We start from the raw sequence: 25949 nt of genomic DNA on the forward strand, positions 1-25949 counted from the left end.
TCGACGATGATCAGCTTCGAGTCGGTCACCAAGACCTACCCCGACGGGACCACCGCGGTCGACACGCTCGACCTGGCGATCGAGGCCGGGTCCTTCACGGCGTTCGTCGGCCCGTCGGGCTGCGGCAAGACGACATCCATGCGGATGATCAACAAGATGATCACGCCGACCGGCGGAGTGGTGCGCGTCGACGGTGACGACGTCGCCGGCGTCGACCCGGTGAGGCTGCGCCGCGGGATCGGGTACGTGATCCAGAGCGCGGGTCTCATGCCGCACCAGCGCATCGTCGACAACGTCGCGACAGTGCCTGTGCTGCAGGGTGTCTCCCGCAGACAGGCCCGGAACGCGGCGATGGAACTGTTGGAGCGCGTCGGTCTCGACGCGTCGCTCGCGACCCGGTACCCGGCGCAGCTCTCCGGCGGACAGCAGCAGCGTGTCGGCGTGGCGCGCGCCCTCGCCGCCGACCCCGCGATCCTGCTGATGGACGAGCCGTTCAGCGCCGTCGACCCCGTCGTGCGCGAGGACCTGCAGAACGAGATGCTCCGTCTGCAAGGCGAACTCCGCAAGACGATCGTGTTCGTCACCCATGACATCGACGAGGCCGTGAAGCTCGCCGACCGCATCGCGATCTTCGGATCCGGCGGCAGACTCCACCAGTACGACACCCCCGAGCGGTTGCTCGCCGCCCCCGCCGACGACTTCGTCGCCGGCTTCGTCGGACGCGACCGCGGATATCGGCTGCTGCAGTTCACCTCCGGGCAGCAGATCCCGATGGAGCCGCTGGTCCCGATCACCGAACCCGAGATCGACGGCCTGAGTCTCGGCGACGACGACTGGCGGCTCGTCCTGGACGGTGACCGGCGGCCGTTCGGCTGGGTCGACGCCGCCGGTGTCGCATCCCATCGCGGCGGCGCCGGACTCTACGAGAGCTGTTCTGCCGGTGGGTCGCTCTTCGTCGAAGGCGGTACCGCGCGTCAGGCGCTCGACGCCGCGCTGTCGTCACCGTCGGGCGTCGGGGTCGTCGTCGACTCCGCGGGCGAGGTGACCGGCGGCCTCCGCGCCGCCGGTGTGCTGTCGGTGATCGAGCGCGAGCGGACGTCGTCGTGAACTACCTCCTCGACCACTTCGACAAGGTCTGGGGCCTCGTCGGCGAACACCTGAAGCTGGCGCTCATCCCGATCGTCGTGGCGCTGGTCATCGCCATCCCGCTCGGCCTGGCGGTGCACCGATCCGCGACCGCCCGACGCGTGACGGTCATCGTCGGGTCGATCCTGTTCACCGTCCCGTCGATCGCGCTGTTCATCGTCCTGCCGTCGTTGATCGACACGCGGATCCTCTCCGACCTGAACGTGATCATCGCGCTGGCGGTGTACGCGACCGCGTTGCTGGTGCGGTCGGTGCCCGAGGCGCTCGACGCCGTGCCCGCCGCCTCGCTGGACGCGGCCACCGCCATCGGATACAAGCCGTGGGAGCGCGTCGTCAAGGTGCAACTGCCGCTGGCGATCCCGGTCCTCGTCGCGTCGATCCGCGTCGTCTCGGTCACCAACATCTCGCTGGTGTCGGTCGGCTCGGTCATTGGGTTCGGTGGGCTTGGCAAGCTGTTCACCGAGGGCTACAGCCGCAACTACACCGACGAGATCATCGCGGGCATCATCGCGACGGTCGTGCTGGCGCTGGTCATCGACGTGGTCCTCGTGGTGCTCGGACGTCTCGCGACCCCGTGGACCCGCTCCGCACCGCAGTCGCGCTGGTTCCGTCGTCGGGAACAGCGACTCGTCGCGCAGGGGGCAGGCGCATGAGCAACATCGCGGCGCAGACCTGGTCGTATCTCACCACCGGCACGAACTGGACCGGCACCGCCGACGTCGACGGTCTGGGCCTGCTCATCGGACAACACCTGCAGTACACCGTCATCGCCGTGGCCGTCGCCGCCGTCGTCGCCGTGCCGCTGGGGTTGATCGTGGGTCACACGGGGCGCGGCGAGGTCGTCGTCGTGGGTCTGGTCAACGTCGTCCGATCCCTGCCCACACTCGGGCTGCTGCTGTTGTTCGTGCTGTGGATGGGCCTCGGGCTGACCCCGACACTGATCGCGCTGATCCTGCTCGGCATCCCGCCGCTGCTGGCCGGGGCGTACTCGGGCGTCGCCAACGTCGATCGTGTCGTCGTCGACGCGTCGCGGGCGATGGGCATGCGCGAGTGGCAGATCCTCCTGCGCGTCGAGCTGCCGAATGCGTTGCCGCTCATCCTCGGTGGGCTCCGCAACGCGACGTTGCAGATCGTCGCGACCGCCGCGATCGCCGCATACGCCGGGCTCGGCGGCCTGGGACGGCCGATCTTCGACGGGCTCGCCACCTACGACTACGCACCGATGATCGCCGGGTCGATCCTCGTGACCCTGCTGGCCCTCGTGCTCGACGCGATCCTCGCCGGGCTCGTCTGGGTCGCGGCGCCGGGAACCGGACGACTCCGGCCCACACCGGCTCTCGACGGCGGGGTGGCCGCGCGGGTCTGACACGATCACCTGTCATGCACGTACGGATCCCTGCCGACGGACTGGATCGCGTCGAGGCCATCCTCGCCGAGGCGGACGCCGAACTCGACCGGCTCTACCCGGGTGACCGCCGGACCGGACAGCCCGTCCACACCGTCTACGTCACCGCCGACGCGGCCGTCCCGCAGACGCCGCAGGCCTGGGGGACGCAGGCCCGGGCGCTGCTCACCGACCACGCGACGATCGTCGCCGGACTCGACGCCGCCGTCGACGTGGCGCTCGTCGACCGCATCCTCACCGAGCGTCCCGTCCAGGACCTGCGCATCGACTTCGAGGACGGATACGGCGACCGCGGCGACGAGGTCGAGGACGAGGACGCACGTCGTGCCGGCGCCACGTTGGCGTCGTGGGCCGCGGACCCGTCCGGGCCGTTCTCGCTGGGAATCCGCGCCAAGGGGCTCGGAGCGGCCGAACGGCGTCGGGGCATCCGCACGCTGGAGACCGTGCTCGACGCCGCAGGCGGCATCCCGGACGGGTTCGTGTTCACCGTCCCCAAGCTGCGATCGGTGCGCCAGGTCGACGGCGTCGTCGCCCTGTGTGAGGAGATCGAACGCGCGCACGGACTCGCCACGGGCAGTCTGCGTTTCGAGTTGCAGATCGAGAGTCCGCAGGCCGTCGTGGGCGCGGACGGGACCGCCACCCTCGCACGGGCGATCGTCGCCGCACAGGGGCGGTGCACCGGGTTGCACTACGGCACCTACGACTACAGCGCAGCCTGCGGGATCGCCGCGCGATACCAGTCCCTCGACCACCCCGTCGCCGACCACGCCAAGGCGGTGATGACCGCGGCCACCGCCCAGACCGGTGTGTGGGTCTCCGACGGTTCGACGCAGGTGGTGCCCGAGGGCGACGCGGACGCCGTGATCGCCGCCGTCTCCCGCCACTACCGGTTGGTCACGCGATCGCTGCAGCGGGGGATCTACCAGGGCTGGGACATGCACCCCGGCCACCTCGTCACCCGCTGGGCGGCGACCACGGCCTTCTTCCGCGGCGCACTGCCGCCGGCCGCGCGGCGACTCGAGTCCTACCTCGGGCGTCTCGGCGGGTCGGTCGTCGACGAACCCGCGACCGCCGAGGCCCTGGCCGCGGTGGTCCTGCGCGGCGTCGACTGCGGTGCCGTCACCGAGTCGGAGATCCTGGCGCTCGCCCCGAATTGCACCGTGTCGACGCTGCGCGGGCTGCTGCGATACTCGGGCACACCATGACTGACGACCACGTGTTCCGCACCCTGCCCGACCTCGCTCTGCGCACCCTCGGTGGCGCCGTCATCTGGGCGAACGACGAGTTCTTCGCCGAGCGCGAGAACCTCATCAAGCCCGGTCCGGCCGGGTACTCGGCCGCGACGTTCGGTCACAAGGGCCAGGTCTACGACGGATGGGAGACGCGGCGTCGTCGGTCGTCGGGTGTCGACGAGGCCATCGTCCGGCTCGGAGCGCCCGGGGTCGTGCACGGTGTCGTCGTCGACACCGCCTGGTTCACGGGCAACTACCCGCCCGAGGTCTCCGTCGAGGGAGCCTGTGTCGACGGCCACCCGTCGGTCGAGGAGGTGCGCGCGGCCGACTGGGTGACGCTGGTCCCGCGGTCCCGCGTGCGGGGCGACACGAAGAACGACTTCGACGTCGAACCCGGCCCCCGCGTCACCCACGTGAAGCTCACGATGCACCCCGACGGCGGTGTGGCGCGCCTGCGTGTGCACGGCATCGCCCGCCCCGATGTCACCTACCTCGACGCCGGTCCCGTCGACCTCGCCGCCATCGAGAACGGTGCGCGGGTGACGGACTGCTCCAACATGTTCTACAGCTCGCCGCAGAACCTGTTGCTGCCCGGCGTCGCCCGGTCGATGGGCGACGGGTGGGAGACCGCGCGTCGTCGCGACGACGCCAACGACTGGGTCGAGATCGCCCTCGCCGCAGAGGGTGTCCCGCGGATGATCGAACTGGACACCTCGTACTTCCTCGGCAACGCTCCCGGGGCGGCGACGGTTCGCGGTCGGGGCCCCGACGGGACGTGGACCGAGCTGGTCCCGCGTGTCGACCTGCACCCCGACACCCGACACCGCTTCGTCGTGCGCGACGCCCCGGCGGTCACCGCGCTGCGCGTCGACGTCTTCCCCGACGGAGGGATGGCGCGTGTCCGCGCCTGGGGTGCGCTCACCGACGCGGGGCGGCAGGATCTCGCGTCATGAACCCCATCGCCGACTACCCGCGCGACATGATCGGGTACGGGCCGACACCCCCGGATCCGCGGTGGCCCGGCGACGCGAACATCGCGGTGCAGTTCGTCCTCAACTACGAGGAGGGCGCGGAGAACAACCCGCTGCACGGCGATCCCGCGAGCGAGACGTTCCTGTCGGAGATGATCGGTGCGCAGGCGTTCCCGAACCGGCACATGTCGATGGAGTCGTTGTACGAGTACGGGTCCCGTGCCGGGCTGTGGCGGGTCCTGCGCGTGTTCGAACGACGCGGGTGGCCGCTGACGATCTTCGCGGTCGCGCAGGCGATGCGTCGTAACCCGGAGGCGGTCGCGGCGTTCGCCGAACTCGGGCACGAGATCGCCAGCCACGGGCTGTGGTGGAAGTCGTACCAGCAGGTCGACGAGGACACCGAGCGCGCGGACATGGCCGCCGCCGTCGAGATGCTCACCGAGATCACGGGTTCCGCGCCCGTCGGCTGGTACACCGGGCGCGACTCGCCGAACACCCGCCGGTTGGTCGTCGAACACGGCGGCTTCGAATACGACGCCGACTCCTACGCCGACGACCTGCCCTACTGGACCCGGGTCGAGACCGCCGACGGCGCGAAGGACCACCTCGTCGTGCCGTACACGCTGGACACCAACGACATGCGGTTCGCGTCGGCGGGCGGGTTCACCATCGGTGAGCAGTTCTTCGCCCACCTGCGGGACGCCTTCGACGTCCTGTACGCCGAGGGCGTCGCGGGGTCACCGAAGATGTTGTCGATCGGACTGCACTGCCGTCTCGCCGGCCGTCCCGCGAGAACCGCTGCGCTGGAGCGGTTCTGCGATCACGTCGCCGCACACGACGGTGTCTGGGTCGCCCGGCGTGTCGACATCGCGCGGCACTGGCGCGCGACACATCCGCCGACAGCGAGCGGGGACACCGCCTCGGCGGGATGATGGCCCGATGCTGGGACCGCCGCAGGAGCGACTGGTCGCCGCGCTGCCCCACACCGACGGGGCGTCGCAGGCGATCATCCTCGACGCGCTGCGGTCGGTGATCCTCGACGGGATCGCGCCGCCCGGCACACCGATCCCCGTCGACACCGTCGCGACGCACTTCGGCGTGAGCCGCATCCCGGTGCGCGAGGCGTTGAAGACGCTGGTCGGCGAGGGGATCGTCGACCACCGGGCCAACGGCGGGTACTCGATCGCGCGGCTCACCGCGGCTGAACTAGTCGAGCTGTACCTGGTGCGGGGGGCGTTGGAGACCGCGGCGCACGGCATCGCGTTGCCGTCGGCGACGCCCGACGACGACGCGCGGGCCCGGGCAGCCTACGCGGCGCTCGACCGTGCCGTCCTCGCCGACGACGTCGTCGGGTACCACCAGGAGAGCCGAGCCTTCCACCTCGCCCTCGTCACCCCGTGCCGGATGCACCGATTGCTGCACGTCCTCGAGTCGACCTGGAACATCACCGAACCCGGGCGCCCGATGTGGCAGATCCCGACCACCGAACGCGTCGCGCTGCACCTCGACCACGCCGACATGCTGACCGCGTTCCTCGCCCGGGACGGTGACGCCCTCACCGCCGCCACCACCGACCACAACGACCGTCTCCGCGCCGCCATCTCGGCCTCGCAGGGGTCGGACTGACCGGTCAGCGGTAGGCGTCGACCAGCTCGGCCGCGTCGCGCAGCCCGAGGCCCGGATGAGCCTCGCGGAGAAGACGCACCGCCGAGACCCGGTCGGAGGTCCTCGAGATGGCCTGATGGATCGCACCGGGCGAGACCTCGGCGGGATCGAGGCGCACCGGTGTCATCTCGGCGCGACCGTCGCGGAGCGCATCACGGATGAACAAGGGCAATCCCACGACGAGGAGAACAAGGCAGCCGAGCCCGGTCCAATCCCAGATCGAGGAAGTGGAACCGAGGTCGGCGATCACACCGGGGCCGAGGAAAATCGCCAGGACGACGACGAAGGCCGGAAACCGCCACCGGCGGAGCCAGACCACCGCCGCCCGTTGCCGAAATCCGCGTCGTGAGCTCATGCCGTGGTCAGTATGGCCACGATGGCGCGTCACGGCGCGGAATTCGGACACGGCCGCGCCCGAATCCCGTCACAAACGTCCGGACCACGCGAGCAGAGGGCATATTCCCCTCCACGCGCGTATGTCGGACGTTTGTGACGAGGCGGCGTCAGAGATCCGGGATCCGAGCGCGGAGCAAGCAGAACTCGTTGCCCTCGGGGTCGGCGAGGACGTGCCAGGACTCGTCCCCGGTCTGCCCGACGTCGGCCGGTCGCGCACCGAGGGCGAGGAGGCGTTCCAGCTCGGCGTCCTGGTCGCGGTCGGTGGGGTTGACGTCCAGGTGCAGGCGGGGTTTGGCGCGCTCGGGCGACGGATGGGGGCTGAGGATGATGGTCGGCTCCAGACCGCCGAAGCCGGCCGCCGGTCCGATCTCGATCGACCCGTCGCCCGGTCGGTCGAGCACGACGTGACCGAGGACGTCGCACCAGAACTGTGCGAGGGTCTCGGGATCCCGGCACTCGAGGACGAGTTCGCTGAGCCGACATGCCATGGGGACCTCCTCGCAGGGCGTGACCCGCTCGAGCACGGGTGACGCAAGATATATCTTCAGAGCAACGGTGATGAAACAGGCGGGGAATATTTTCCTCGCATGACGACAACACCGGCGCCCGCGTCAGCGATGTATGACGCCGAGCTCGGGTACCACACCCGGCTCACGAACGACGACCTGAAGCCCCTGGTCCCGCAGACGTGGTCGGGCTACAACATCTTCGCGTTCTGGATGTCCGACGTGCACAGCGTCGGTGGGTACGTCACCGCGGGCAGCCTGTTCGCGCTCGGTCTCACCAGCTGGCAGGTGCTGGTGGCGCTGGTCGTCGGCATCATCGTCGTGAACGTCTTCGCCAACCTCGTGGCGAAGCCGTCGCAGGTCGCCGGGGTGCCCTACCCGGTCATCTGTCGCGCGCCGTTCGGTGTCCTCGGCGCGAACGTCCCCGCCATCATCCGCGGCCTGATCGCGGTGGCCTGGTACGGCATCCAGACCTACCTCGCGTCGAACGCCTTCGTCGTCCTCGGACTCAAGCTGTGGCCGTCGCTCGCACCGTGGGCCGACGTCGACCAGCACGGCTTCCTCGGACTCTCCACCCTGGGATGGGGAGCGTTCGCCATCATGTGGGTGCTGCAGGCCATCGTCTTCTGGCGCGGCATGGAGGCGATCCGCAAGTTCATCGACTTCTGCGGCCCCGCCGTCTACCTCGTCATGCTGGTGCTCGCGATCTACCTCGTCACCAAGGCCGGCTGGTCGAACATCAGCCTCAACCTCGGCTCGGTCGAGTACTCCGGATGGTCGTCGGTGCCGGTGATGCTCGGTGCGATCGCGCTCGTCGTGTCCTACTTCTCGGGCCCGATGCTCAACTTCGGTGACTTCTCCCGGTACGCCAAGTCGATGAAGGCGGTCCGCACCGGCAACTTCCTCGGCCTGCCGATCAACTTCCTCTTCTTCTCGGTCCTGACGGTCGTCACGGCGTCGGCGACGCTGCCGGTCTACGGCAAGCTCATCACCGACCCGGTCGAGACGGTCGCCCAGATGGACAGCGTCACCGCCGTCGTCCTGGGTCTGCTCACGTTCATCGTCGCGACCATCGGCATCAACATCGTCGCCAACTTCGTCTCGCCCGCGTTCGACTTCTCCAACGTCGACCCGCAGCGCATCAGCTGGCGCGCCGGCGGGATGATCGCCGCCGTCGGCTCCGTGCTGATCACGCCGTGGAACCTGTACAACAACCCCGACGTCATCCACTACACGCTGGAGACCCTGGGCGCGTTCATCGGTCCGCTGTTCGGCGTCCTCATCGCCGACTATTACTTCGTGCGCAAGCAGCGTGTCGACGTCGACGCCCTGTTCTCCATGGAGGAGGGCAAGCCGTACTGGTACCGCAACGGCGTGAACCCGCCGGCCGTCGTCGCGACGTTCGTCGGTGCGATCATCGCGATGTTCCCGGTCATCACGAAGGCCCACCCCTTCGGGATCGACATCTGGGGCATGACCGGCGCCTCGCAGTACTCGTGGTTCATCGGTGTCGCGGTCGGGTTCGGCCTGTACCTCGCGATGACGGGCTCCCTGCGTCGTCAGTACGCGATGGCAGGCTGACCGGCATGCGCATCGCAGTCGTCAACCCGAACACCACCGTCGCGATGACGGAGGTCGCGGCGGCCGCGGCGCGGTCGGTCGCCGCGCCGGGCGTCGAGATCGAGGCCATCACCTCGAGCACGGGCCCGGTGTCCATCGAGAGTCACTACGACGAGGCGATGTCGGTGCCCGGCCTGCTCGCGGCGATCGCCGACGGTGAGCGGCGCGGCGTCGACGGCTACGTCGTCTCGTGCTTCGGCGACCCCGGCCTCGACGCCGCCCGCGAGCTCGCGTCGGGGCCCGTCGTCGGGATCGCCGAGGCCGCGATGCGGACCGCGGCCTACCTGGGCCGCGGGTTCAGCGTCGTCACGACGTTGGGTCGCACCCGGGGACGCGCCGCGGACCTGGCCGACCACTACGGGCTCGGTCGGTTCTGTCGGGGGATCCACGCGTGCGAGATCGCGGTGCTGGACCTCGAGACCGACCCGGCCGCGTATCGGCGGATCGCCGACGCCTGCCGGATGGCGATCGCCCAGGACGAGTCCGACGCGGTGGTGCTCGGCTGCGCGGGGATGGCGGCGATGTGCGCCGACCTGACCGCTGATCTGGGGGTGCCCGTCATCGACGGGGTGTGCGCCGCGACGCTCACCGTGCAGTCGCTGGTGACGATGGGGCTCACGACGGGCAAGCTCGGCGAGTTCGCGACGCCCCTGCCCAAGCGGTACACCGGACTGCTGTCCGACTTCTCGGTGTCCGCGACGGACGGTCTCGACGGATCGGGCGATCGATTCCCCCCGGACGCGGGGGTTCGCTTACCGTTGTCGGGTGACCAGTCCACAGGCGACGCAAGCGGCCTCTGACGACCTGAAAACCGTTCTCACCTGGAGCGGTGACCAGGTCACCCGTCTCGAGCAGGCGCGGGTTCAGGTCTCCGGACTCCGGGTGAAGGCCTACGGCCAGATCATCGCGGCGGCCACCGACAGCCACCCCGCGTTCGGCGCGAACTACGACCTCGTGACCGACGACGCAGGCGTGACACGACGGCTCGCGGTGCACATGATCCGCGAGAGCGGCGAGTCGCACGTGTCGATCACCCGCGACGGCGAGAGCACCTGGCTGATCCAGTCCGCGAGCGGCACCGAGCGTGGCGACTTCAACGGCGCCCAGGACGTCGACCTGGTGCTGAGCCCGCTGTTCAACGCCCTCCCCATCCGCCGGATGGAGTTGCACAAGACGGCGTCCGACCCGGTCGACGTCCCGCTGGTGTACCTGCGCCTGCCGGAGGGGACCGTCGAGCCGGTGACGTCCCGCTACTCGTCGGACGGGTCGTCGGTCGCGATCCAGTCGCCCGTCGGTGACGTCACCCTGACCACCGACGCGGCGGGCTTCGTCGTCGACTACCCCGGGCTGTCGCGCCGGGTCTGACCGGGGCCGGTCCACACCCGGCCCAGATGGGCCTGTCGCCGGAGCTCGGCGGCCCAGCCGTCCGACCCGACGGTCACGTCGACGATCGGTTCCGGATCCGCGCCGCGCATCGCGTCCCACCGCGTCCGCGCACGGTGGCCGTCTTCGACGAGCGTGTGGACGGTGCCGGAGTCGCGGAGTTCGTCGCGGGCGGCGGTGAGCCGGTCGATCGCCTCCGACAGCAGCGTCAGCACCGCGGGACCGTTGGCCTCGATCATCGCCCGCTGCAGGTCGACGGCGGTGCCGGCGACCCGGGTCCCGTCGCGGAAGCTCCCCGCGGCCAGTCGCAGCGCCAGGTCGCCGGGCCCTGCACCCACGGTGGCGGTCACCGCGGCCGTCAGGTGCGGGAGGTGCGAGATCGCCGCGACCAGCGGGTCGTGGTCCTCCGTGGCGACGGGGACGACGCGCGCGCCCACCGCGAGGGCCACGTCGGCGACCGTCGACCAGACCATCGGATCCGTGTCGTCGTCGGCGCAGACGACCCACGGGGCGTCGACGAACAGGTCCGGGTCGGTGGCGTCCCATCCCGACCGTGACGTCCCCGCCATCGGGTGCCCGCCGACGTACCGCGCCGACAGCCCGCGCTCGGCGACCGCGTCGGCGACGGCCTGCTTCACACTCACCACGTCGGTCAAGGCGCAGCCGGGTGCGTGTCGCGCGACCTGCGCCAGGATCTCGCCGACGATCGGCGTCGGTGTGGCCACGACCACCAGCGCGTCCTGCTGCGCGGCCCGCGCCAGGACCGCGCTCAGATCGGTGTCGGCGTCGTGTCCGGCTGCGGCCGCCGCGTCGACGGTGGCGGCTGAGCGGTTCCACCCGAACGCAGGGCGCCCGGCGCGGTCGAGGGCGCGCAGCAGCGAGCCCCCGATCAGTCCGAGTCCCAGCACGCAGACTCCCGGCGCGGTGCGGTCTCCGGTCGGGGTGGTCACACCGGTCAGCGTCGCACATCGTCGCAGGGCAGCGCGCCCGCCGGGGTTCGACGCCACAGTTGGGACAACACCCGGCGGGGGACTACGGTGTCGCACATGGCCGCAGCGGACAGCGACGACCTCGACGGGTTCGCCGTCGCGGTGGTGCGCGAGGAGGGCAAGTGGTCGGTGACGGCCATGGACTCCGCCGCGCTCACCGGGCTCGACGACGCCGAGAAGCGACTGCGTGACATGCGGAGCGCCGGCGCGGTTTTCGGTCTGCTGGACGTCGACGACGAGTTCTTCGTCGTCATCCGCCCGGCGCCTTCGCGATCGCGTCTGCTGCTGTCGGACGCGACGGCCGCCATCGACTACGACATCGCCGCCGATGTGCTCGACTCACTCAACATCGACGTCCCCGACATCGACTCCGACGACCTCGACGACGTCGACCCGTGGGAGGAGGGCGACCTGGGGGTCCTGTCGGACCTGGGGCTGCCCGAATCGGTGATGAGCGTGATCGTCGGCGACACCGACCTGTACGCCGACGAGCAGATCGGGATGATCGCCGCGCGGCTGGGCTTCGCCGACGAGCTGTCCGCGGTCCTGGATCGCCTCGGCCACTGACCGCGTCATGAGCCTCGACGTCGGGCCCGCGGGGCTGGTCGCGGCGATGGGAGTCGCGCTCGAGGCCGCGGGATCGTCAGGGCCCCACGATGTCCCGGTCGGTGCGGTGGTCTTCGACGCCGACGGCCGGGAGCTGTCGAGGGCGGGCAACACCCGTGAGAGTGACGGGGACCCGACGGCACACGCCGAGATCACCGCACTGCGTTCCGCGGCCCGCGTCCACGGCGACGGGTGGCGCCTGGAGGGGTGCACCCTGGTGGTGACGCTCGAGCCCTGCGTGATGTGCGCCGGGGCGATCGTCGCCGCACGCGTCGGACGGGTCGTGTTCGGCGCCTGGGAACCCAAGACCGGCGCCGTCGGATCCCAGTGGGACCTGGTCCGCGACCGTCGTGTCAACCACCGGTCCGAGGTGATCGGGGGCGTGCGCGAGGCCGACTGTGTCGAACTCGTTACCCAATTCTTCCGCGGACAACGATCGGGTTGAGATGAGTGCATCCGGTGGGGTTCCGCCGCTCGCGGTGCCACTGTGGGGTCAGGGCGTCGACGACGTCTGCACACACACCGACCGAAGGGGAGTGCACCATGGGTCTCGCTGACGATGCCAAGAACAAGGCCGAGGAACTGAAGGGCCGCGGCAAGGAAGCCGCGGGCAGTGTCACCGGCGACGACGATCTGAAGGCCGAGGGCAAGGGCGACCAGGCCAGCGCCAACCTCAAGGAGAAGGCCGCGGACGTGGCGGACTCCGTCAAGGACAAGGTCGATGACATCAAGGACAAGCTCACCGGCAAGTGAGCGGTCCGAGTGCGCCCTGAGCAGCCGATTCATGGGCTGAGGGTCGCCTCCGGTACAGTCACCGGCGGTGGCGTGTCCGAGCGGCCGAAGGTGCAGCACTCGAAATGCTGTGTGCGGTAACCCCGTACCGGGGGTTCGAATCCCCCCGCCACCGCAGTACGCATCCCCGTCCCGGGTCACCGGGGCGGGGATGCGTCGTCTGTGGGTGCAGGTGACCCCTACTGCGGGATGAAGCCGAAGGCGTCGGAGCCCTTCGTGCACTTCGCGAGGACACCGGTCGTCTGCGACGGACCGCAGCTCCAGCCGTCGACGTCCTGGTTGCGTCCGGTGGCGATCAGCGGCCCGAAGGTGCGCGCGACCGGCATGACCACGCCGCAGTCGGCCGATCCGCTCGAGAAGACCACGACTCGCAGGGCTCCGTCCGGCCCGTTGACGGTGTCGCACCGTGTGCCTCCGATCGTCGGCGCCTCCTTGGAGGGAGGTACCGACGTGGCCGACGGCAATTGCGGCCCGGGAACGGTCTGAGCACTCGGGTTCGTGCTGGTCGGGGCTTCGTCGACAGACGACGACGTCGGGGCCTGGTTACCGGCATCAATGGCGGAGGAGACGGTGCCGGCGACGTCGCCGGAGTCCGATCCGCACCCGCCGAGCAGGACGGCCCCGCCCACCACGGCGACGGCCAGGGACCAGGTACGCAACGCAGCCATGTCGCCACCGTAGCGAACCGGGCGGGTCTTCCCGATCAGCGTCGGGGGCCGCCCACCCGGGCGTACGCTGCGCCGATGCACCTGCTTCCAGCGACGATGCACCATCGCGTACTGCGTGTCCTCGGGGTGGCGGCAGGCGCCGTCGGCCTCGTCGTATCCGCCGGGGCCACCACGGCGACCACCGCCGGGGCGACGCCGAGCTCCGGTGTCACCGCGACCACGATCGCGACCGCCGACCTGCCCGCCGGGCTGCTGCCCTTCATCAGTGGGCCCGGCGTCGCCACCGCGCGTCGCATCACCATCGCCCCCGGCGGGACGACGGGCTGGCACTTCCACGACGGCCGGATCGTGGGCATCGTCGAATCGGGCACCCTCACCCACCCCGGATCCGACTGCCGGCCCGTGACGTATCGCGCCGGTCAGGTCATCCTCGAACCCGAGGGCAGTGCGAACACCCACCGCGGACAGAATCTCACGAAGGACCCGGTCGTTCTCGACGTCGTCTACCTGCTGCCGAAGGGTGCACCGTTCTTCGAGGATGCACCCGCGCCACCCTGCGATCGCTGACGCGCTCCACACCCGTCACGACGGGGGACCGCAGCGCCTGGGAAGATCCCCGGGTGACGTCCACCCCCTTCACCCCCGGCACGGTGCTGCCGGGGACGCGCGGTCGCACCGGCGTCATCCACACCGCCCACGGTGACATCCGGACGCCCGCGTTCGTCCCCGTCGGCACCAAGGCGACGGTGAAGACCGTCCTGCCGGAGTCCGTCGCGGACCTCGGTGCGCAGGCCGTCCTCGCCAACGCGTACCACCTCTACCTGCAGCCCGGTCCCGACATCGTCGACGCCGCGGGAGGACTCGGCGCCTTCATGAACTGGCCCGGCCCGACCTTCACCGACAGCGGCGGCTTCCAGGTGATGTCGCTCGGAGCGGGGTTCAAGAAGGTCATCTCGATGGACGTGTCGGGGCAGCAGGACGACGACGTCATCGCGCCCGGCAAGGAGCGTCTCGCCCGCGTCGACGACGACGGCGTGACGTTCAAGTCGCACCTCGACGGGACGACCCACCGGTTCACGCCGGAGGTGTCGATGCAGATCCAGCATCAGCTCGGCGCGGACATCATCTTCGCGTTCGACGAGCTCACCACGTTGATGAACACCCGTGGTTACCAGGAGACCTCGGTCGAGCGGACCCGGTTGTGGGCGGAACGCTGTCTCGCCGAACACAATCGACAGTCGCAGCTGCGTGCTCACCGCCCGCCGCAGGCTCTGTGGGGCGTCGTGCAGGGTGCCCAGTACGAAGACCTTCGCCGTCTCGCCACGCGCGGCCTCGTCGCACTGCATGACCGCGACATCGCCGACGGTGGCCGAGGATTCGGCGGGTACGGCATCGGCGGGGCACTCGAGAAGGCGAACCTCGGCACGATCGTGGGGTGGGTGGTCGACGAACTGCCCGATGAATCGCCACGCCATCTCCTCGGCATCAGCGAACCCGATGACGTCTTCACGGCCATCGAGAACGGCGCCGACACCTTCGACTGCGTCTCCCCGTCGAGGGTCGCGCGCAACGGCGCGGTGTACACCTTCGACGGCCGCGTGAACATCACGAACAGTCGCTTCAAGCGCGACTTCGCACCCATCGAGCCAGAGCTGGAGAATTACACCAGTTCCTACTCACGCGCCTACATCCATCACCTGTTCCGCGCGAAGGAGGGCCTGGCCTCGACGCTGTGCACGATCCACAACGAGCACTTCGTCGTGACACTGGTCGACCGGGCCCGCGCCGCGATCGAGGACGGCACCTACGCGGACTTCCGGGACGCGTTCCTGGCCCGGTACTACGCCGGCCGGCCCGCCTGAGGCGGACCGGCCGGAGTGATGGTGCGGTGAGGGTCAGGCGCGGACGACGCGGCTCCCGCCGGCGAACTTGTCGTGGAAGCCCTGCTTGTTCGGGTCGTTGGCGATGGTGACGCCGAGCGCGATGAACACCGCGAGCGTGACCAGGCCGACGAGTCCGGACAGGATGAACGTGAAGTTCAGCAGCGCCGACACGAAGCCGAGCAACATGAACGCGTTGCGACGCATGGCGACCTGCTGCGACGGCAGTCCGCCGTCGGGTCCGACCGTCCGCAGCGACAGGATGCGCTTGCCGAGGGTCGCGCCGTTGCGGGACTCGAGCAGGACGAAGTAGGCGAACCCCGCGAGGCTCAGGATGAGCGCCACGATGTAGCCGACGGCCCAGCCACCTGCGGCGGCCGCGATGCCCTCGACGATCGCGACGGGGATGCCGACGATCAGCCCGTCGAGGATGCGGGCCACCAGGCGCAGACCGGCACCGGCGGGCTGTCCGCCCGTCTGGTGGATCCCCTGCTCGGTGGGGGCGCCGTACTGCCCGGGCGGCGGGGGCGGCGGGAAGCCGCTCTGCGAGGGCGGGTAGTTGCCCTGGGCCGGGGGCGGGTAGCTGCCCTGCGGGGGCGGGTAGGCGCCGGGCGGCGGGTAGCTCGCCTGCTGTCCGCCCTTGCCCAGGTCGGGGCCCTGCCCGTACTGGGGTGTCTGGCCGTACTGGGGGGACTGCCCGTACCCGGGATCCTGTCCCTCGGGCTGGCCCGGGTACTGCTGCGGTCCGGTCATGTCGGGTCCTCTCGTGTGCCCACCACAGGCGTGGCAGATGTCGTCCAGCGTAAAACAGACGGATCGGACGTAGCAGTTCTTCCTGTGCGGTCCGGCGGACACATGTTCGGCGCGTCCCCGCGGCGGTGGCACCGACGCTCTAGGCTTCTGAGCTGACCGGATGGACCACCTGTCGAGGAGCGACGATGACCCAGCCACCCGAGGATCCGCTGCGCAAACAGTCCGACGAGGGATCGGCCGGGTATCCGCCGCCGCCCGGTTCGTATCCGCCCCCGCCGGGGTCCTACCCCCCGCCCCAGGGCTCCTACCCGCCTCCCGGCGCCTACCCTCCGCCGCAGGGCTCGTATCCGCCTCCTGGCGGCTATCCCCCGCCTCCGCAGTACGGTCAGACGCCCGGCGGCTTTCCGCCGCCGATGCAGCCACCGAGCATTCAGCAGCCTCCACAACTGTCGGTCGGTGACGCCTTGTCCTACGGGTGGGGCAAATTCAGCGGGAACGTCGGGCCGTGGATTCTCATCGCTCTCATCTCCGTGGTGGTCAACGGCGTGGTGAACTTCCTGTTCGGCGGTTTCGACACCACCGACCTCACCGCGTCGACGGCGATTCTGTCGCTCGTCGGGGTCGTGGTCTCGTTCATCGTCGGGGTGTTGTTCCAGGCTGCCTACATCCGCGGTGCCCTCGATGAGATCGACGGGCGCAAGCCGCGCCTGGGCGACTTCTTCAGGTGGTCGAACCTCGGTGTCGTGTTCGGACTCGCCATCGTCGTCGGCCTGATCGTCACGATCGGCTTCGTCATCGTGATCATCCCCGGCCTCGTCCTGTTGTATCTCACCTGGTACGCGCTGACATTCGCGATCGACCGCAACGACGGCCTCGGCGCGGCGCTGTCGAACAGTGTCCGACTGACCAGTCAGAACGTGGGGAAGCTCCTGCCGCTGGCGATCGTCTGCGCGTTGCTGAACGTGGTCGGGTTCGTGCTGTGCCTGGTCGGACTGCTCGTCACCATCCCGGTGACGCTCATCGCCGGTACCTACGCGTTCCGCGTCCTCACCGGCGGCGTGGTCTCGCCGGCGAAGTCCCCGGTGGCCTGAGAGGTCAGAGGAGGTCGACCGGGTCGAGGATCCACGGCCCCGCCGGGATCCTCGCCGGGTCGAACCGCGCGAGAAGGGTTGCGGAGTCCGGGGTCTCGGATCCGTCGCCGAGGCCGAGCGAACCTGCCAGCTGCGCCCGGACGCGGTCCGCGGACACCCCGATCGAGGCCAGGCTGGCGAGCGTGACGGCACCGTCCCGCTTGGCCAGGCGGGTCCCGAACGTGTTGAGCACCAGCGGGACATGCGCATAGGACGGGATCGGCCGGTCGAGCACCTGCGCCAGATACGCCTGGCGGGGTGTGGAGCTCAGCAGGTCGTCGGCGCGGACCACCTGATCGATGTCGCTGTCCGCGTCGTCGACGACGACGGCGAGGTTGTATGCCGCGACGCCGTCGCCGCGGCGGAGGACGAAGTCGTCGACGACACCGGTGAACTCACCGCACAGGTCGTCGCGGATCGTGAACTGCGTGACGTCCGAGCGCAGTCGGATGGCCGGTGGCCGCCCCAAGCCGCGGCGTTCGTGCACCTCGTCGGCGGTGAGGTCGCGACATGTGCCCGGATAGGCGCCGGGTGGTGAGTGCGGTGCGCGGGGGGCCGACAGGATCTCCTTGCGCGTGCAGAAGCACTCGAAGGTCCTGCCCGCCGCGGTCAACCGCTCGATGACCGCGTCGTAGATCTCGCGGCGTTCCGACTGCACGACGGGCTTGCCGTCGAAGTCGAGGCCGATCGCGGTGAGGTCGTCGATCTGACGCTGCGCGACCTCACTCGACGTGCGGTCGTCCAGGTCATCGATGCGGAGCAGGAAATCCCGTCCGGACTTCCGCGCGAAGAGCCACGCGAGGAGCGCGGTCCGGAGGTTGCCGATGTGCAAATCACCCGACGGCGACGGGGCGAAACGTCCGGCGCCGGTCACCGTGCCTCCAGGTCGATCTCGAGCATCGGTGCGCAGAACACGCTGGACAGGAACAGCTTCCCGTCCACCTCGACGGCGCCGGTCGCCGTGTGGAACGCGGGGTGGGTGCCGTGCACCTCGTCGACGATGTCGCCGTTCTCGTCGATCGCGACGGCCCACACCGTGTGTTCGGGCTCGGGCCGGAGACGATCGGGGATGCGCCACGCGACCTCCGAGACCCATCGGGGTGCGACACCCAGCACCTCGAGAGCGCGCATCCGCGGGTTGGTCAGGGGTATCCACGCCCGTCCTGTCCGGAAGTCGGACATGTTGTCGGGGAAGCCGGGCAGTCCCGCGGTCACGACGTCGACCGCGCCGGCACGCGGACCCGTCAGCGCGAGACGGTTCACCCGGTGCCCGGCTGTCTCGACCACCATGACGGCGTCAGCGTCGGGGGTCGCGGTGATGCCGTTCGCGAACCACAGATCGTCGCGGACCACGGTGACGGTCCCGTCGGGGCCGCGGCGCAGGAGGCGACCCGACGGCCGGTTCTCCATCATCGACCCACGGTGGTGCTCGAAGTCGAAGCGCGTCGTCGACTCGGTGAACCAGATGGTGCCGTCGGCCAGGGTCGTCGCGTTCGAACAGAACCGCAGCGGGCGGTCGTCGACGAACCGCGTGAGTGTGGTCAGTTCACCTGTCCCGAGGTCGAGATGCAGCAGGCCGAGATGTGCGTCGCACACGAGAAGTGTGCCGTCGGAACGGTGTTCGAGACCGAGGGGTCGCCCACCGGTCGACGCCACCGTCGACACCGCATGGGTCTGCGGGTCGACGCGCAGGATCGCACCGCCGTCGACCCCGCACAGCAGCTGTCCGTCGCCGTCGACGACGACGTCCTCGGCGAAGCCTGCCGGCAGGTCGATGACACGCGAGGGCGGGAGCGCCGTCGTCGAAGAGACCGGTGCGGGCGGCGGGACAGGGCGGCGGCGCGGATCGAGCCGGGGCTTGTCGGCCGTCCCGCGGGCAGGCAGGAGCGGGCGCCCGCCCTCGCGGAGGATCTGCGTGCTGCACACGCGGTGGACACGGGGTTCGGCGAGGAGGGAACCCATCTCGTCGACGACCGCACGCACGGCGGAGCATGCGCTGTCGGTGTCGCGCGCCTCCACCACCACGAGGTCGCCGAGCGCCGACTCGCCGTGTCGCCCGTCGGTGAGATGCGCGCGGACCGCACGGACACCGGGTGCGGCATGCAGTGCGGGCAGGACGCAGTCGACGACGACCGTCCGGTGGCGTGCCTGGTTCCCGGGTCGGTGCGCGGTCACCAGAACTGCTCGACCGCCGACGGTGGCCTCCGTCGACGTGGCCATCACATCGCCGCGGGAGGTGAGTTGGCCGGCCATCGGCACGCGGGTCTCCGCCGGGCCGCGGGCGAGATCGCCGGGATCAGGTCCCACCCGCGACGGCGCGGTCACCTCGACCAGGACGAGCCCGTCGTCGAGGTGGTGGACGCGCACGTCGTCGGCGTCGGCGATGCGGGCGATGCGCTGGGCGTACGCCTCGACCCACCAGTCACCGGTCCGTACCTCGGTCGGGGTCCACCACTCCAGCGCGACCGCGCCGGATCCGGAGCGCAACGCCGGACGCCACGGGTGCTGCACTCTTCGGTCCTCCTCGCCACGACGACCTCGTCGAGTCTAGGGAGGCTGCGAGGGTCGTCACGGAATGGACGCCGTGATCACGTCTGGCGCGGGAGCATCTCCTCGACGAACCGGTCGACGAAGGGTGTCGTGTCCCCGCCCGCGGGGACGACGACGAACTTGCTGATGCCCGCCGCGATGTGATCGTCGATCATGCGGTGCAGGGCATCCCACCCGGTGGCCACGAGCTCGCGGGGGTCGACCTCGGGTCGCTGGGTCCCGATGCGTCGCATCACATCGTCCGGCCGTACGCCGTCGGTCACGAGCAGCGTCATCCCGAAGTGGTCGTCGTCGATGGTCCGGCCGGCCTCCGTCGCCGCGCCACGGATGGCGGCGACGCCGGCCTGCGCCTCGGTCGGCGTGAGGAAGCTCCCGAGCCACCCGTCGCCGAGGGTCCCGATCCGGCGGAACGCCGCGGGCGCCCGTCCGCCGAGCCAGATGTCGAGCCGTCCCGGCGTGCCCTGACGGATGTCGTCGTTGTCCAGCGCGGACCGTAGCTGTCGGAGCGACGCGTCGAACACGTCGCCGCGGCGCCCGTCGACGGGGAAGAGTTCGCGTTCCCCGGGCAGGGCCGGTTGCAGTCCGAAGACGGGCAGGATTCGTCGTGGCGCCAACGCCGACAACGAGATGAGCTGCTTGGCGACGAGGACGGGTTGTCGGCCGGGGAGGATCGCGACGGAGGTCCCCACCTTGAGCTTGGTGGTCCGCGACGCGGCGAACGCCATGCCCACGAAAGGGTCGACCGCTGGGGAGTAGATCAGCTCGGAGAACCACAGCGAGTCGACGCCGTCGGACTCGAGTCGGTCGACGAGTCGCGGTAGGTCGCCGGGCGGGACGTCGCCGCCGACCCCGATGCCGAAACGGATGCTCACCGGTTCGTTCCTACACCCGACGGGGCAGTCGGAGCGTCTCGTCGAGGCCGAGCAGGGCCTCGGGGACGAGTCGACCCTCGTCGATGCCGGGCCGCCACCAGAAGGCGATCTCGTGGGGCGCGTCGAGGATCGGGAAGCGGTCACGGTCGACCAGCCCGGCGTCGTCGACGTCGGTCGCGAAGGCGAAGACGATCTCGTGGCCGGTGATCCCGTCGACCTCGAAGATGCTCTCGAACACGCTGAGCAATCGGGCGTCGCGAACCCCGACGCCGAGCTCCTCGTGCAACTCCCGGTCGAGCGCGGACTGGGCAGACTCCCCGAACTCGACACCGCCGCCGACGGGCCGCACACGAGGGTCGTCGGTGTCCATGCCGTGACCCGTCACCAGCACGGCCCCGTCGGCGGGTCGTCGGATGAGGGCCAGCGCGATCGGTCGGATCTCGGACACGCGGCGAGGCTACCGGGCGGATTTCTGAGCGACCGCTGCTCAGCGGCGGCAGCGGCTGCGACCCAACGCGACAGGGGTCGACGGGATCATCTGTACTACCGTGCGAGCATGGTGCTCGCCGAGGCCGGATTGTCCGAATGCGCGCGGGACGCCGCGTGCAGTGCCGACTTCGACCGGCCCTTCTACATCGCGGGGCTCGTGGCCTTGGTCGCTGTCTGGCTCTACAGCTGTCTGTTGGCCACTGTGAGACTGGAGCGGGGCAGGGCAGCAGCGAGATCCCGACGCCGATGGACTGCGGTCATCTGGCTCGTGCCGTTCGTGGGATCGGCAGCGTGGTTCTGGTGTGACGCGGTCGCCAGAGTCGAGAAACAAAACCGGTCAGGAAGATGCGACCGCTGATATCTCGATCGAAAGCCACGTCATCACCCAGACATGAGCGTGCCCGGCTGGCACGGGTGCTGGTGGCAGTCGGCTTGATGTCCGCCGCAGCGTGCTCCGTCATCGGTCCGGATCTCGACACCGAGGAGTACCGCACGCCCGCCGCGCCTGTCGTGGCGACCGCTTCATGCGCGTGGCCAGGCATCGTCCAGGAACTCGGCTATGGATTCAGCACATCGCAGTACACGGACACCCCACGAGAGGGGTCGATCCCTGAGGATTTCGTTCCGACGAAAGTCGTCCGGTGCGAGGTCAGGGACACGGGAGACGCCACGTCGATCGACGAGGTCACTCTGTCCGGCGACGTCGGGGCGGTCAGAGACGCCTTCGCGCTCCCGTCGCTGCGGTACCGCGACGGCGATCCGTCCTGCGCCGTCAGGGCCGATGCGCCGGTTGCAGTCTGGCTGGTGGCCGACGACGGAGCAATCCGCGTCGGCTGGCCCGCGGCGCCGTGCGACCTGCGCAGCGAACCACTCGATCCCCTCGCCGAACTTCGAGAGACTTCCCGGCGGTCTGTGGCGTCCGTACCCCGGCAACCCGTCGTCGGCGACCCGGCAGCGGAGTGCAGGGGCGCGGGCAGTGTCCGTCTGGGGGACCTCGGCGCGGAACGACGCCCGGCGGTGCGTCTTCCCGAACAGGCGGTCGCCACGACGACGCTCTGCGCGAGCCGTGTGGTGGACCTGCCGAACAACGACTGGCGGACTGAACAGCTCGGCTCGACACGGCTGTCGGCGCAGGACAGCACGCGCCTCGTCCGAGAGATCCTGGCGTCGCCACCGGCGTCACGCGACTGCACGACCCGCGGCACCGAGGTCATCACCGCGACCCTGCGACGACCGGACGGATCCGGCGGAGGCCTTCTCACCGCCGAACGCAACGGATGCCGTCGGATTGCCGTCGACAACCTCATCACGTATCGGTCGACGACTCCTGCGGTGGACGAGATCCTCCGCCGACGGGACTGAGATCTACTGCGCCCCCAACCCCGGGACGATGTCGTCGAGGCGGAAGGTGACGGGCTGTTCCAGTTGCTCGTAGGTGCATGAGCGCGGGTCGCGGTCGGGGCGCCACCGGTTGAACTGTGCTGTGTGGCGGAAGCGTTCGCCTTCCATGTGGTCGTACCGCACCTCGACGACCCGCTCGGGACGCAACGGCACGAACGACAGGTCCTTGCCCGAGTTCCACCGCGACCCCGCGTTGCGACCGGGGGTCTGCTCGCCCGCCTCGGTGGCAGCCCAGTTCCACGGGTGGTCGTCGAACGTCGTCACGAGGGGCTGGAGCTCCTCGAACAGGCTGCGGCGCTTGGCCATCGGGAACGCCCCGATCACGCCGACGGAGGCGAGAGAGCCGCTGTCGGTGTAGAGCCCGAGCATCAGTGACCCGATCGCCTCGGGACCGGACTTGTGCACCCGGTATCCGGCGACGACGCAGTCGGCGGTCCGCTCGTGCTTCACCTTCACCATCACGCGCTTGTCGGGTTGATAGGTCACGTCGAAGGGTTTCGCGATGACGCCGTCGAGTCCCGCGCCCTCGAATTCGGAGAACCACCGCTGGGCGACGTCGACGTCGGTGGTGGCCGGTGTGACGTGAAAGGTGGGGCCGACGCCGTCGAGCGCCTCGACCAACGCCGCGCGCCGCTCGGTGAACGGACGACCGGTCAGGTCGTCGTCGCCGAGGGCCAGCAGATCGAACGCGATGAACGCGGCCGGGGTCGTCGAAGAGAGCATCCGCACCCGCGAGTCGGCCGGGTGGATGCGTTGCTGCAGCGCCTCGAAGTCCAGGCCGTGCTCGGTGGCGACGACGATCTCCCCATCGATCACACACCGGTCGGGCAGTTCAGCCAGCGCGGCGGCGACCACCTCGGGGAAGTACCGCGTCAGGGGTCGCTCGTTGCGGCTGCCGAGCTCGACCTCGTCACCGTCGCGGAAACAGATGCTGCGGAACCCATCCCACTTCGGCTCGTAGGAGGCGTCGGCGGGCATCGACTTCAGCGGCTTGGCGAGCATCGGTGACACCGGCGGCATGACGGGGAGGTCCACGTCGCCATTGTGGCGCACTCCCGTGGCGAGGCGGGCCCACTCGGGCCCGCACACCGATAGCGTGGACCTCATGGCGAAGGCCCCGGCAACGACGGTGACCGCAGGCGGGCGCGAAGTGCGGGTCTCGAGCCCCGACCGCGTCGTCTACGAGGCCACGGACGCGACACCCGAGGTGACCAAGCTCCAGGTGTGCGAGTACTTCGCCGCGATGGGCGACCCGCTGATGAACGCTATCGGGCACCGACCCCTCGCGATGGAGCGGTGGCCCGACGGGTGGCGTGAGGGGATGCGACTCGCGACCAGCACGCAGGATCGGGAGGCCGACGGCTTCTATCAGAAGCGTCTGCCCAAGGGCGCTCCCGACTGGCTGGAGACCGTCCGCGTGTACACACCGGGCAAGCGGCCGATCGACGAACTCTGTCCGCACGAACCGGCTGCCGCGGTGTGGGCCGCGCAGATGGGCACGCTGACCTTCCATCCCTGGCCCTGCACCCGCGACGACGTCGACCACCCCGACGAACTCCGTATCGACATAGACCCGCAGCCGGGCACCACGTTCACCGACGCACGACGTGTCGCACTCGTCGCCGGCGAACTGCTCGAGGAGCTGGGTCTCCGCGGCTACCCGAAGACGAGTGGCAACCGCGGCATCCACGTCTACGTCCGCATCGAGCCGACGCGATCGTTCGAGGACGTCCGCCACGCGGCCATCGGTTTCGGCCGCGAACTCGAACGGCGCGACGACAGCGTGACCACTTCGTGGTGGAAAGAGGAACGCGGGCAGCGACTGTTCATCGACTACAACCAGAACAACCGCGACCGCACCATCGCCAGCGCGTGGAGTCTGCGTCCGCGGCCCGGCGCGCCGGTGTCGACGCCGATGACGTGGGATCGCCTCGCCGACACCGACGACCCGGCCGCCTACAACCTCTTCACCGTCCCCGACTACGTCGCCGACGGCGACCCCTGGGCCGGGATGAACGACACCGCCTTCTCACTGGACCCGCTCCTCGAGCTGTGGGAGACGCTGCCCGGCGGCGAACTGAACTTCCCGCCCGACTACCCGAAGATGCCGGGCGAGCCGCCCCGGGTGCAGCCGTCGAAGAAGGTCGCCGAGCACTGGGACGCCGACGGAAATCGCGTGGACGGTTGACGCCGACCGGATGACGTCAACCGGATGAATGGTCGTCGTCACGTCGTGATCTCCGCGATTACCGGCAATTCGTGAATTCCCGTCATTGTCCGATATTCCACAAAATAAAGAGTAAATTCACTGCTTCCCCGGGGGATCGTCGTCGAACGATCGGAGAAGGTAGTGGCCGCAGTTCCGTGGTACTCAGCAGGGGTTTTCCGCCGGTTCCTCGCCCTCGTGGTGGGGTGCGGACTCGCCGTGGCACTGATGGCGAACAATGCACATGACGTGAGCGACATTCGTACAGAAATACGTACGGTTGCGTCGATATCGGTCACCTCGCGGACAGTCGGCATATCCGACAACGACCTGTATTTCTCGTATTCGGATTCGCCGACCGTGGCGAAGCATCTGAGCACCATCAAGAACCTCGGCGTCAAGACTGTTCGTCTCGCCGTCCCGTGGGCCGCCTACGAACCGGCCAAGGGCAGCTACTCGTGGGCGGCGCTCGACGCCGTCGTGTCGGCGGCGTCCGCGAACGGTCTGGGGGTGCTGGGGGTCGTCAACACGACGCCCGCGTGGGCACGGGCCGCGAACACGTCGCTGTACACACCGCCGACGAGCCCCGCCGATCTCGGGGCGTTCATGGGTGCCCTCGCCAAGCGGTATGTGTCGACGATGACCGCGTTCGAGGTGTGGAACGAACCGAACGCTGCGACCTCGTACGCGCCCGCGCCCGACCCCGCCGGGTACGCGGCGCTGCTCAAGGCGGCCTACCCGGCGATCAAGAAGGCGCAGCCGGGGGCGACCGTCATCGGTGGGGTCCTGGGCTCGACGATCACGTGGGGGAGCTGGACGCTCAATCCCGTCGACTTCGTCCAGCAGATGTACGCAGCCGGCGCGGCGGGGTCCTTCGATGCCCTCTCGTTCCACCCGTATCAGTACTCGACCAAGTTCTCCCAGGGCGCGTCGCTCGCGAACTCGCCGCTCAACCAGGTGACCGCGATGCGCAACCTCATGGTGTCGAACGGTGACGGTGCGAAGAAGATCTGGGCGACCGAGTACGGCCTCCCCACCAACCAGGTCTCCGCCGCGCAGCAGTCGGACTACATCAGCGACTTCCTGTCCACCTGGCGAACGCTGGCCTACGCCGGGCCGGCATACGTCTACACGCTCGTCGACCGCAACTCCGCCGACACCTCGGACCCGGAGAGCACGTTCGGGATCTACCAGGACAACTGGACGGCCAAGCCGGCCGCCGCGGTGGTCGGATCGGCGGCGACGAGCTGACGCGTCGGCGGTCGTGCCGTGCGTGACCCGTCGCGCAT

At 69.7% G+C, this 25949-nt stretch carries 29 protein-coding genes and 1 tRNA gene; 20 read left to right on the top strand and 10 right to left on the bottom strand.

The annotated features are described in order from the left end of the window. The first annotated feature begins 6 nt into the window (after positions 1-6). The 7 genes from LX12_RS07140 to LX12_RS07170 are packed head-to-tail and all read left to right on the top strand — an operon-like array spanning position 7 to position 6380. Entirely contained in the window at positions 7-1107 is a 1101-nt protein-coding gene (locus LX12_RS07140) for an ABC transporter ATP-binding protein (protein WP_253653901.1), read from the top strand. Beyond that, positions 1104-1799 carry an ABC transporter permease gene (locus LX12_RS07145; protein WP_253653809.1) on the top strand — a complete coding sequence of 232 codons (696 nt, stop codon included), beginning with the start codon at positions 1104-1106 and terminating at the stop codon, positions 1797-1799. Before LX12_RS07140 ends, LX12_RS07145 begins: the two co-directional genes overlap by 4 nt. Beyond that, on the top strand, positions 1796-2512 hold the full coding sequence (locus LX12_RS07150; RefSeq protein ID WP_253653810.1) for an ABC transporter permease: 717 nt from the start codon (positions 1796-1798) through the stop codon (positions 2510-2512). The genes LX12_RS07145 and LX12_RS07150 overlap by 4 nt, the downstream gene beginning before the upstream one ends. 14 nt (positions 2513-2526) lie before the next feature. Beyond that, on the top strand, positions 2527-3756 hold the full coding sequence (locus tag LX12_RS07155; RefSeq protein ID WP_253653811.1) for a DUF6986 family protein: 1230 nt from the start codon (positions 2527-2529) through the stop codon (positions 3754-3756). Beyond that, positions 3753-4736 (top strand): allantoicase, encoded by a 984-nt coding sequence (alc, locus tag LX12_RS07160; RefSeq protein ID WP_253653812.1) that lies wholly within the window; start codon positions 3753-3755, stop codon positions 4734-4736. The genes LX12_RS07155 and alc overlap by 4 nt, the downstream gene beginning before the upstream one ends. Next, the gene (puuE, locus tag LX12_RS07165; RefSeq protein WP_253653813.1) at positions 4733-5686 is read left to right on the top strand and encodes an allantoinase PuuE; all 954 of its coding nucleotides are present in this window, start codon (positions 4733-4735) and stop codon (positions 5684-5686) included. The genes alc and puuE overlap by 4 nt, the downstream gene beginning before the upstream one ends. Positions 5687-5693: 7 nt before the next feature. After that, complete coding sequence (locus tag LX12_RS07170) at positions 5694-6380, top strand: GntR family transcriptional regulator (RefSeq protein ID WP_253653814.1); 687 nt, start codon at positions 5694-5696, stop codon at positions 6378-6380. Between the two features lie 4 nt (positions 6381-6384). On the opposite strand, the gene LX12_RS07175 is transcribed toward LX12_RS07170, so the two are convergent. Both LX12_RS07175 and LX12_RS07180 read right to left on the bottom strand, forming a co-directional pair. Then, complete coding sequence (locus LX12_RS07175) at positions 6385-6825, bottom strand: hypothetical protein (protein ID WP_253653815.1); 441 nt, start codon at positions 6823-6825, stop codon at positions 6385-6387. Between the two features lie 97 nt (positions 6826-6922). Then, on the bottom strand, positions 6923-7303 hold the full coding sequence (locus tag LX12_RS07180) for a VOC family protein (RefSeq protein ID WP_253653816.1): 381 nt from the start codon (positions 7301-7303) through the stop codon (positions 6923-6925). 99 nt (positions 7304-7402) lie between these two features. Here LX12_RS07180 and LX12_RS07185 point away from each other — a divergent pair, with 99 nt between their 5' ends. The 3 genes from LX12_RS07185 to LX12_RS07195 are packed head-to-tail and all read left to right on the top strand — an operon-like array spanning position 7403 to position 10306. Continuing rightward, positions 7403-8902, top strand: coding sequence for an NCS1 family nucleobase:cation symporter-1 (locus tag LX12_RS07185; protein ID WP_372504940.1), 1500 nt, complete (start codon positions 7403-7405; stop codon positions 8900-8902). Between the two features lie 5 nt (positions 8903-8907). Continuing rightward, complete coding sequence (locus LX12_RS07190) at positions 8908-9741, top strand: aspartate/glutamate racemase family protein (RefSeq protein WP_301284206.1); 834 nt, start codon at positions 8908-8910, stop codon at positions 9739-9741. Continuing rightward, positions 9707-10306 (top strand): putative glycolipid-binding domain-containing protein, encoded by a 600-nt coding sequence (locus LX12_RS07195; protein WP_253653817.1) that lies wholly within the window; start codon positions 9707-9709, stop codon positions 10304-10306. Before LX12_RS07190 ends, LX12_RS07195 begins: the two co-directional genes overlap by 35 nt. On the opposite strand, the gene LX12_RS07200 is transcribed toward LX12_RS07195, so the two are convergent. Then, a complete protein-coding gene (locus LX12_RS07200) occupies positions 10279-11274 on the bottom strand; it encodes a prephenate dehydrogenase (RefSeq protein ID WP_253653818.1) in 996 nt (331 codons plus the stop codon). The genes LX12_RS07195 and LX12_RS07200 overlap by 28 nt on opposite strands. A 96-nt stretch (positions 11275-11370) precedes the next feature. Here LX12_RS07200 and LX12_RS07205 point away from each other — a divergent pair, with 96 nt between their 5' ends. From LX12_RS07205 to LX12_RS07220, 4 genes are all read left to right on the top strand, one after another. Beyond that, on the top strand, positions 11371-11880 hold the full coding sequence (locus LX12_RS07205; protein ID WP_253653819.1) for a tRNA adenosine deaminase-associated protein: 510 nt from the start codon (positions 11371-11373) through the stop codon (positions 11878-11880). Between the two features lie 7 nt (positions 11881-11887). Next, positions 11888-12364, top strand: coding sequence for a nucleoside deaminase (locus tag LX12_RS07210; RefSeq protein WP_253653820.1), 477 nt, complete (start codon positions 11888-11890; stop codon positions 12362-12364). 98 nt (positions 12365-12462) lie between these two features. After that, positions 12463-12672 carry a CsbD family protein gene (locus tag LX12_RS07215; RefSeq protein ID WP_253653821.1) on the top strand — a complete coding sequence of 70 codons (210 nt, stop codon included), beginning with the start codon at positions 12463-12465 and terminating at the stop codon, positions 12670-12672. 66 nt (positions 12673-12738) lie between these two features. Continuing rightward, positions 12739-12826 (top strand) — tRNA-Ser (locus LX12_RS07220). A 64-nt stretch (positions 12827-12890) separates the two neighbouring features. Here the strand turns inward: LX12_RS07220 and LX12_RS07225 are convergent. Further along, positions 12891-13379, bottom strand: coding sequence for a hypothetical protein (locus LX12_RS07225; RefSeq protein ID WP_253653822.1), 489 nt, complete (start codon positions 13377-13379; stop codon positions 12891-12893). Positions 13380-13454: 75 nt separating this feature from the next. On the opposite strand from LX12_RS07225, the gene LX12_RS07230 reads away from it, so the two are divergent. Together LX12_RS07230 and tgt are read left to right on the top strand one after the other, a co-directional pair. Further along, complete coding sequence (locus LX12_RS07230) at positions 13455-13946, top strand: cupin domain-containing protein (RefSeq protein WP_253653823.1); 492 nt, start codon at positions 13455-13457, stop codon at positions 13944-13946. 53 nt (positions 13947-13999) lie between these two features. Then, on the top strand, positions 14000-15241 hold the full coding sequence (gene tgt / locus LX12_RS07235) for a tRNA guanosine(34) transglycosylase Tgt (RefSeq protein WP_253653824.1): 1242 nt from the start codon (positions 14000-14002) through the stop codon (positions 15239-15241). A 33-nt stretch (positions 15242-15274) separates the two neighbouring features. Here the strand turns inward: tgt and LX12_RS07240 are convergent, their stop codons facing one another. Further along, entirely contained in the window at positions 15275-16012 is a 738-nt protein-coding gene (locus tag LX12_RS07240) for an RDD family protein (protein WP_253653825.1), read from the bottom strand. A gap of 185 nt (positions 16013-16197) precedes the next feature. On the opposite strand from LX12_RS07240, the gene LX12_RS07245 reads away from it, so the two are divergent. Continuing rightward, entirely contained in the window at positions 16198-17103 is a 906-nt protein-coding gene (locus LX12_RS07245; RefSeq protein WP_253653826.1) for a hypothetical protein, read from the top strand. 4 nt (positions 17104-17107) lie between these two features. Here LX12_RS07245 and gluQRS read toward each other — a convergent pair whose 3' ends face one another. The 4 genes from gluQRS to LX12_RS07265 form a co-directional block, all read right to left on the bottom strand. Next, the gene (gene gluQRS, locus LX12_RS07250; protein ID WP_253653827.1) at positions 17108-18016 is read right to left on the bottom strand and encodes a tRNA glutamyl-Q(34) synthetase GluQRS; all 909 of its coding nucleotides are present in this window, start codon (positions 18014-18016) and stop codon (positions 17108-17110) included. Further along, positions 18013-19653: an SMP-30/gluconolactonase/LRE family protein gene (locus LX12_RS07255; protein ID WP_253653828.1), complete on the bottom strand. Its 1641-nt coding sequence runs from the start codon at positions 19651-19653 to the stop codon at positions 18013-18015. The genes gluQRS and LX12_RS07255 overlap by 4 nt, the downstream gene beginning before the upstream one ends. A gap of 77 nt (positions 19654-19730) precedes the next feature. Beyond that, positions 19731-20564 carry a TIGR03854 family LLM class F420-dependent oxidoreductase gene (locus LX12_RS07260; RefSeq protein WP_253653829.1) on the bottom strand — a complete coding sequence of 278 codons (834 nt, stop codon included), beginning with the start codon at positions 20562-20564 and terminating at the stop codon, positions 19731-19733. Positions 20565-20574: 10 nt separating this feature from the next. Next, positions 20575-21012, bottom strand: coding sequence for an NUDIX hydrolase (locus LX12_RS07265; protein WP_253653830.1), 438 nt, complete (start codon positions 21010-21012; stop codon positions 20575-20577). A 386-nt stretch (positions 21013-21398) separates the two neighbouring features. Here LX12_RS07265 and LX12_RS07270 point away from each other — a divergent pair, with 386 nt between their 5' ends. Next, positions 21399-22415: a hypothetical protein gene (locus LX12_RS07270; protein WP_253653831.1), complete on the top strand. Its 1017-nt coding sequence runs from the start codon at positions 21399-21401 to the stop codon at positions 22413-22415. 3 nt (positions 22416-22418) lie between these two features. Here LX12_RS07270 and LX12_RS07275 read toward each other — a convergent pair whose 3' ends face one another. Next, complete coding sequence (locus LX12_RS07275) at positions 22419-23489, bottom strand: ATP-dependent DNA ligase (protein WP_253653832.1); 1071 nt, start codon at positions 23487-23489, stop codon at positions 22419-22421. Between the two features lie 70 nt (positions 23490-23559). On the opposite strand from LX12_RS07275, the gene LX12_RS07280 reads away from it, so the two are divergent. Both LX12_RS07280 and LX12_RS07285 read left to right on the top strand, forming a co-directional pair. Further along, positions 23560-24642, top strand: a complete 1083-nt coding sequence (locus LX12_RS07280; protein WP_253653833.1) for a DNA polymerase domain-containing protein — start codon at positions 23560-23562, stop codon at positions 24640-24642. Between the two features lie 246 nt (positions 24643-24888). Next, positions 24889-25911 (top strand): cellulase family glycosylhydrolase, encoded by a 1023-nt coding sequence (locus LX12_RS07285; protein WP_301284340.1) that lies wholly within the window; start codon positions 24889-24891, stop codon positions 25909-25911. The last annotated feature ends 38 nt before the right edge of the window (positions 25912-25949 follow it).

It is taken from the genome of Williamsia serinedens, assembly GCF_024171725.1.
GTDB classification, from domain to species: Bacteria; Actinomycetota; Actinomycetes; order Mycobacteriales; family Mycobacteriaceae; genus Williamsia_A; species Williamsia_A serinedens.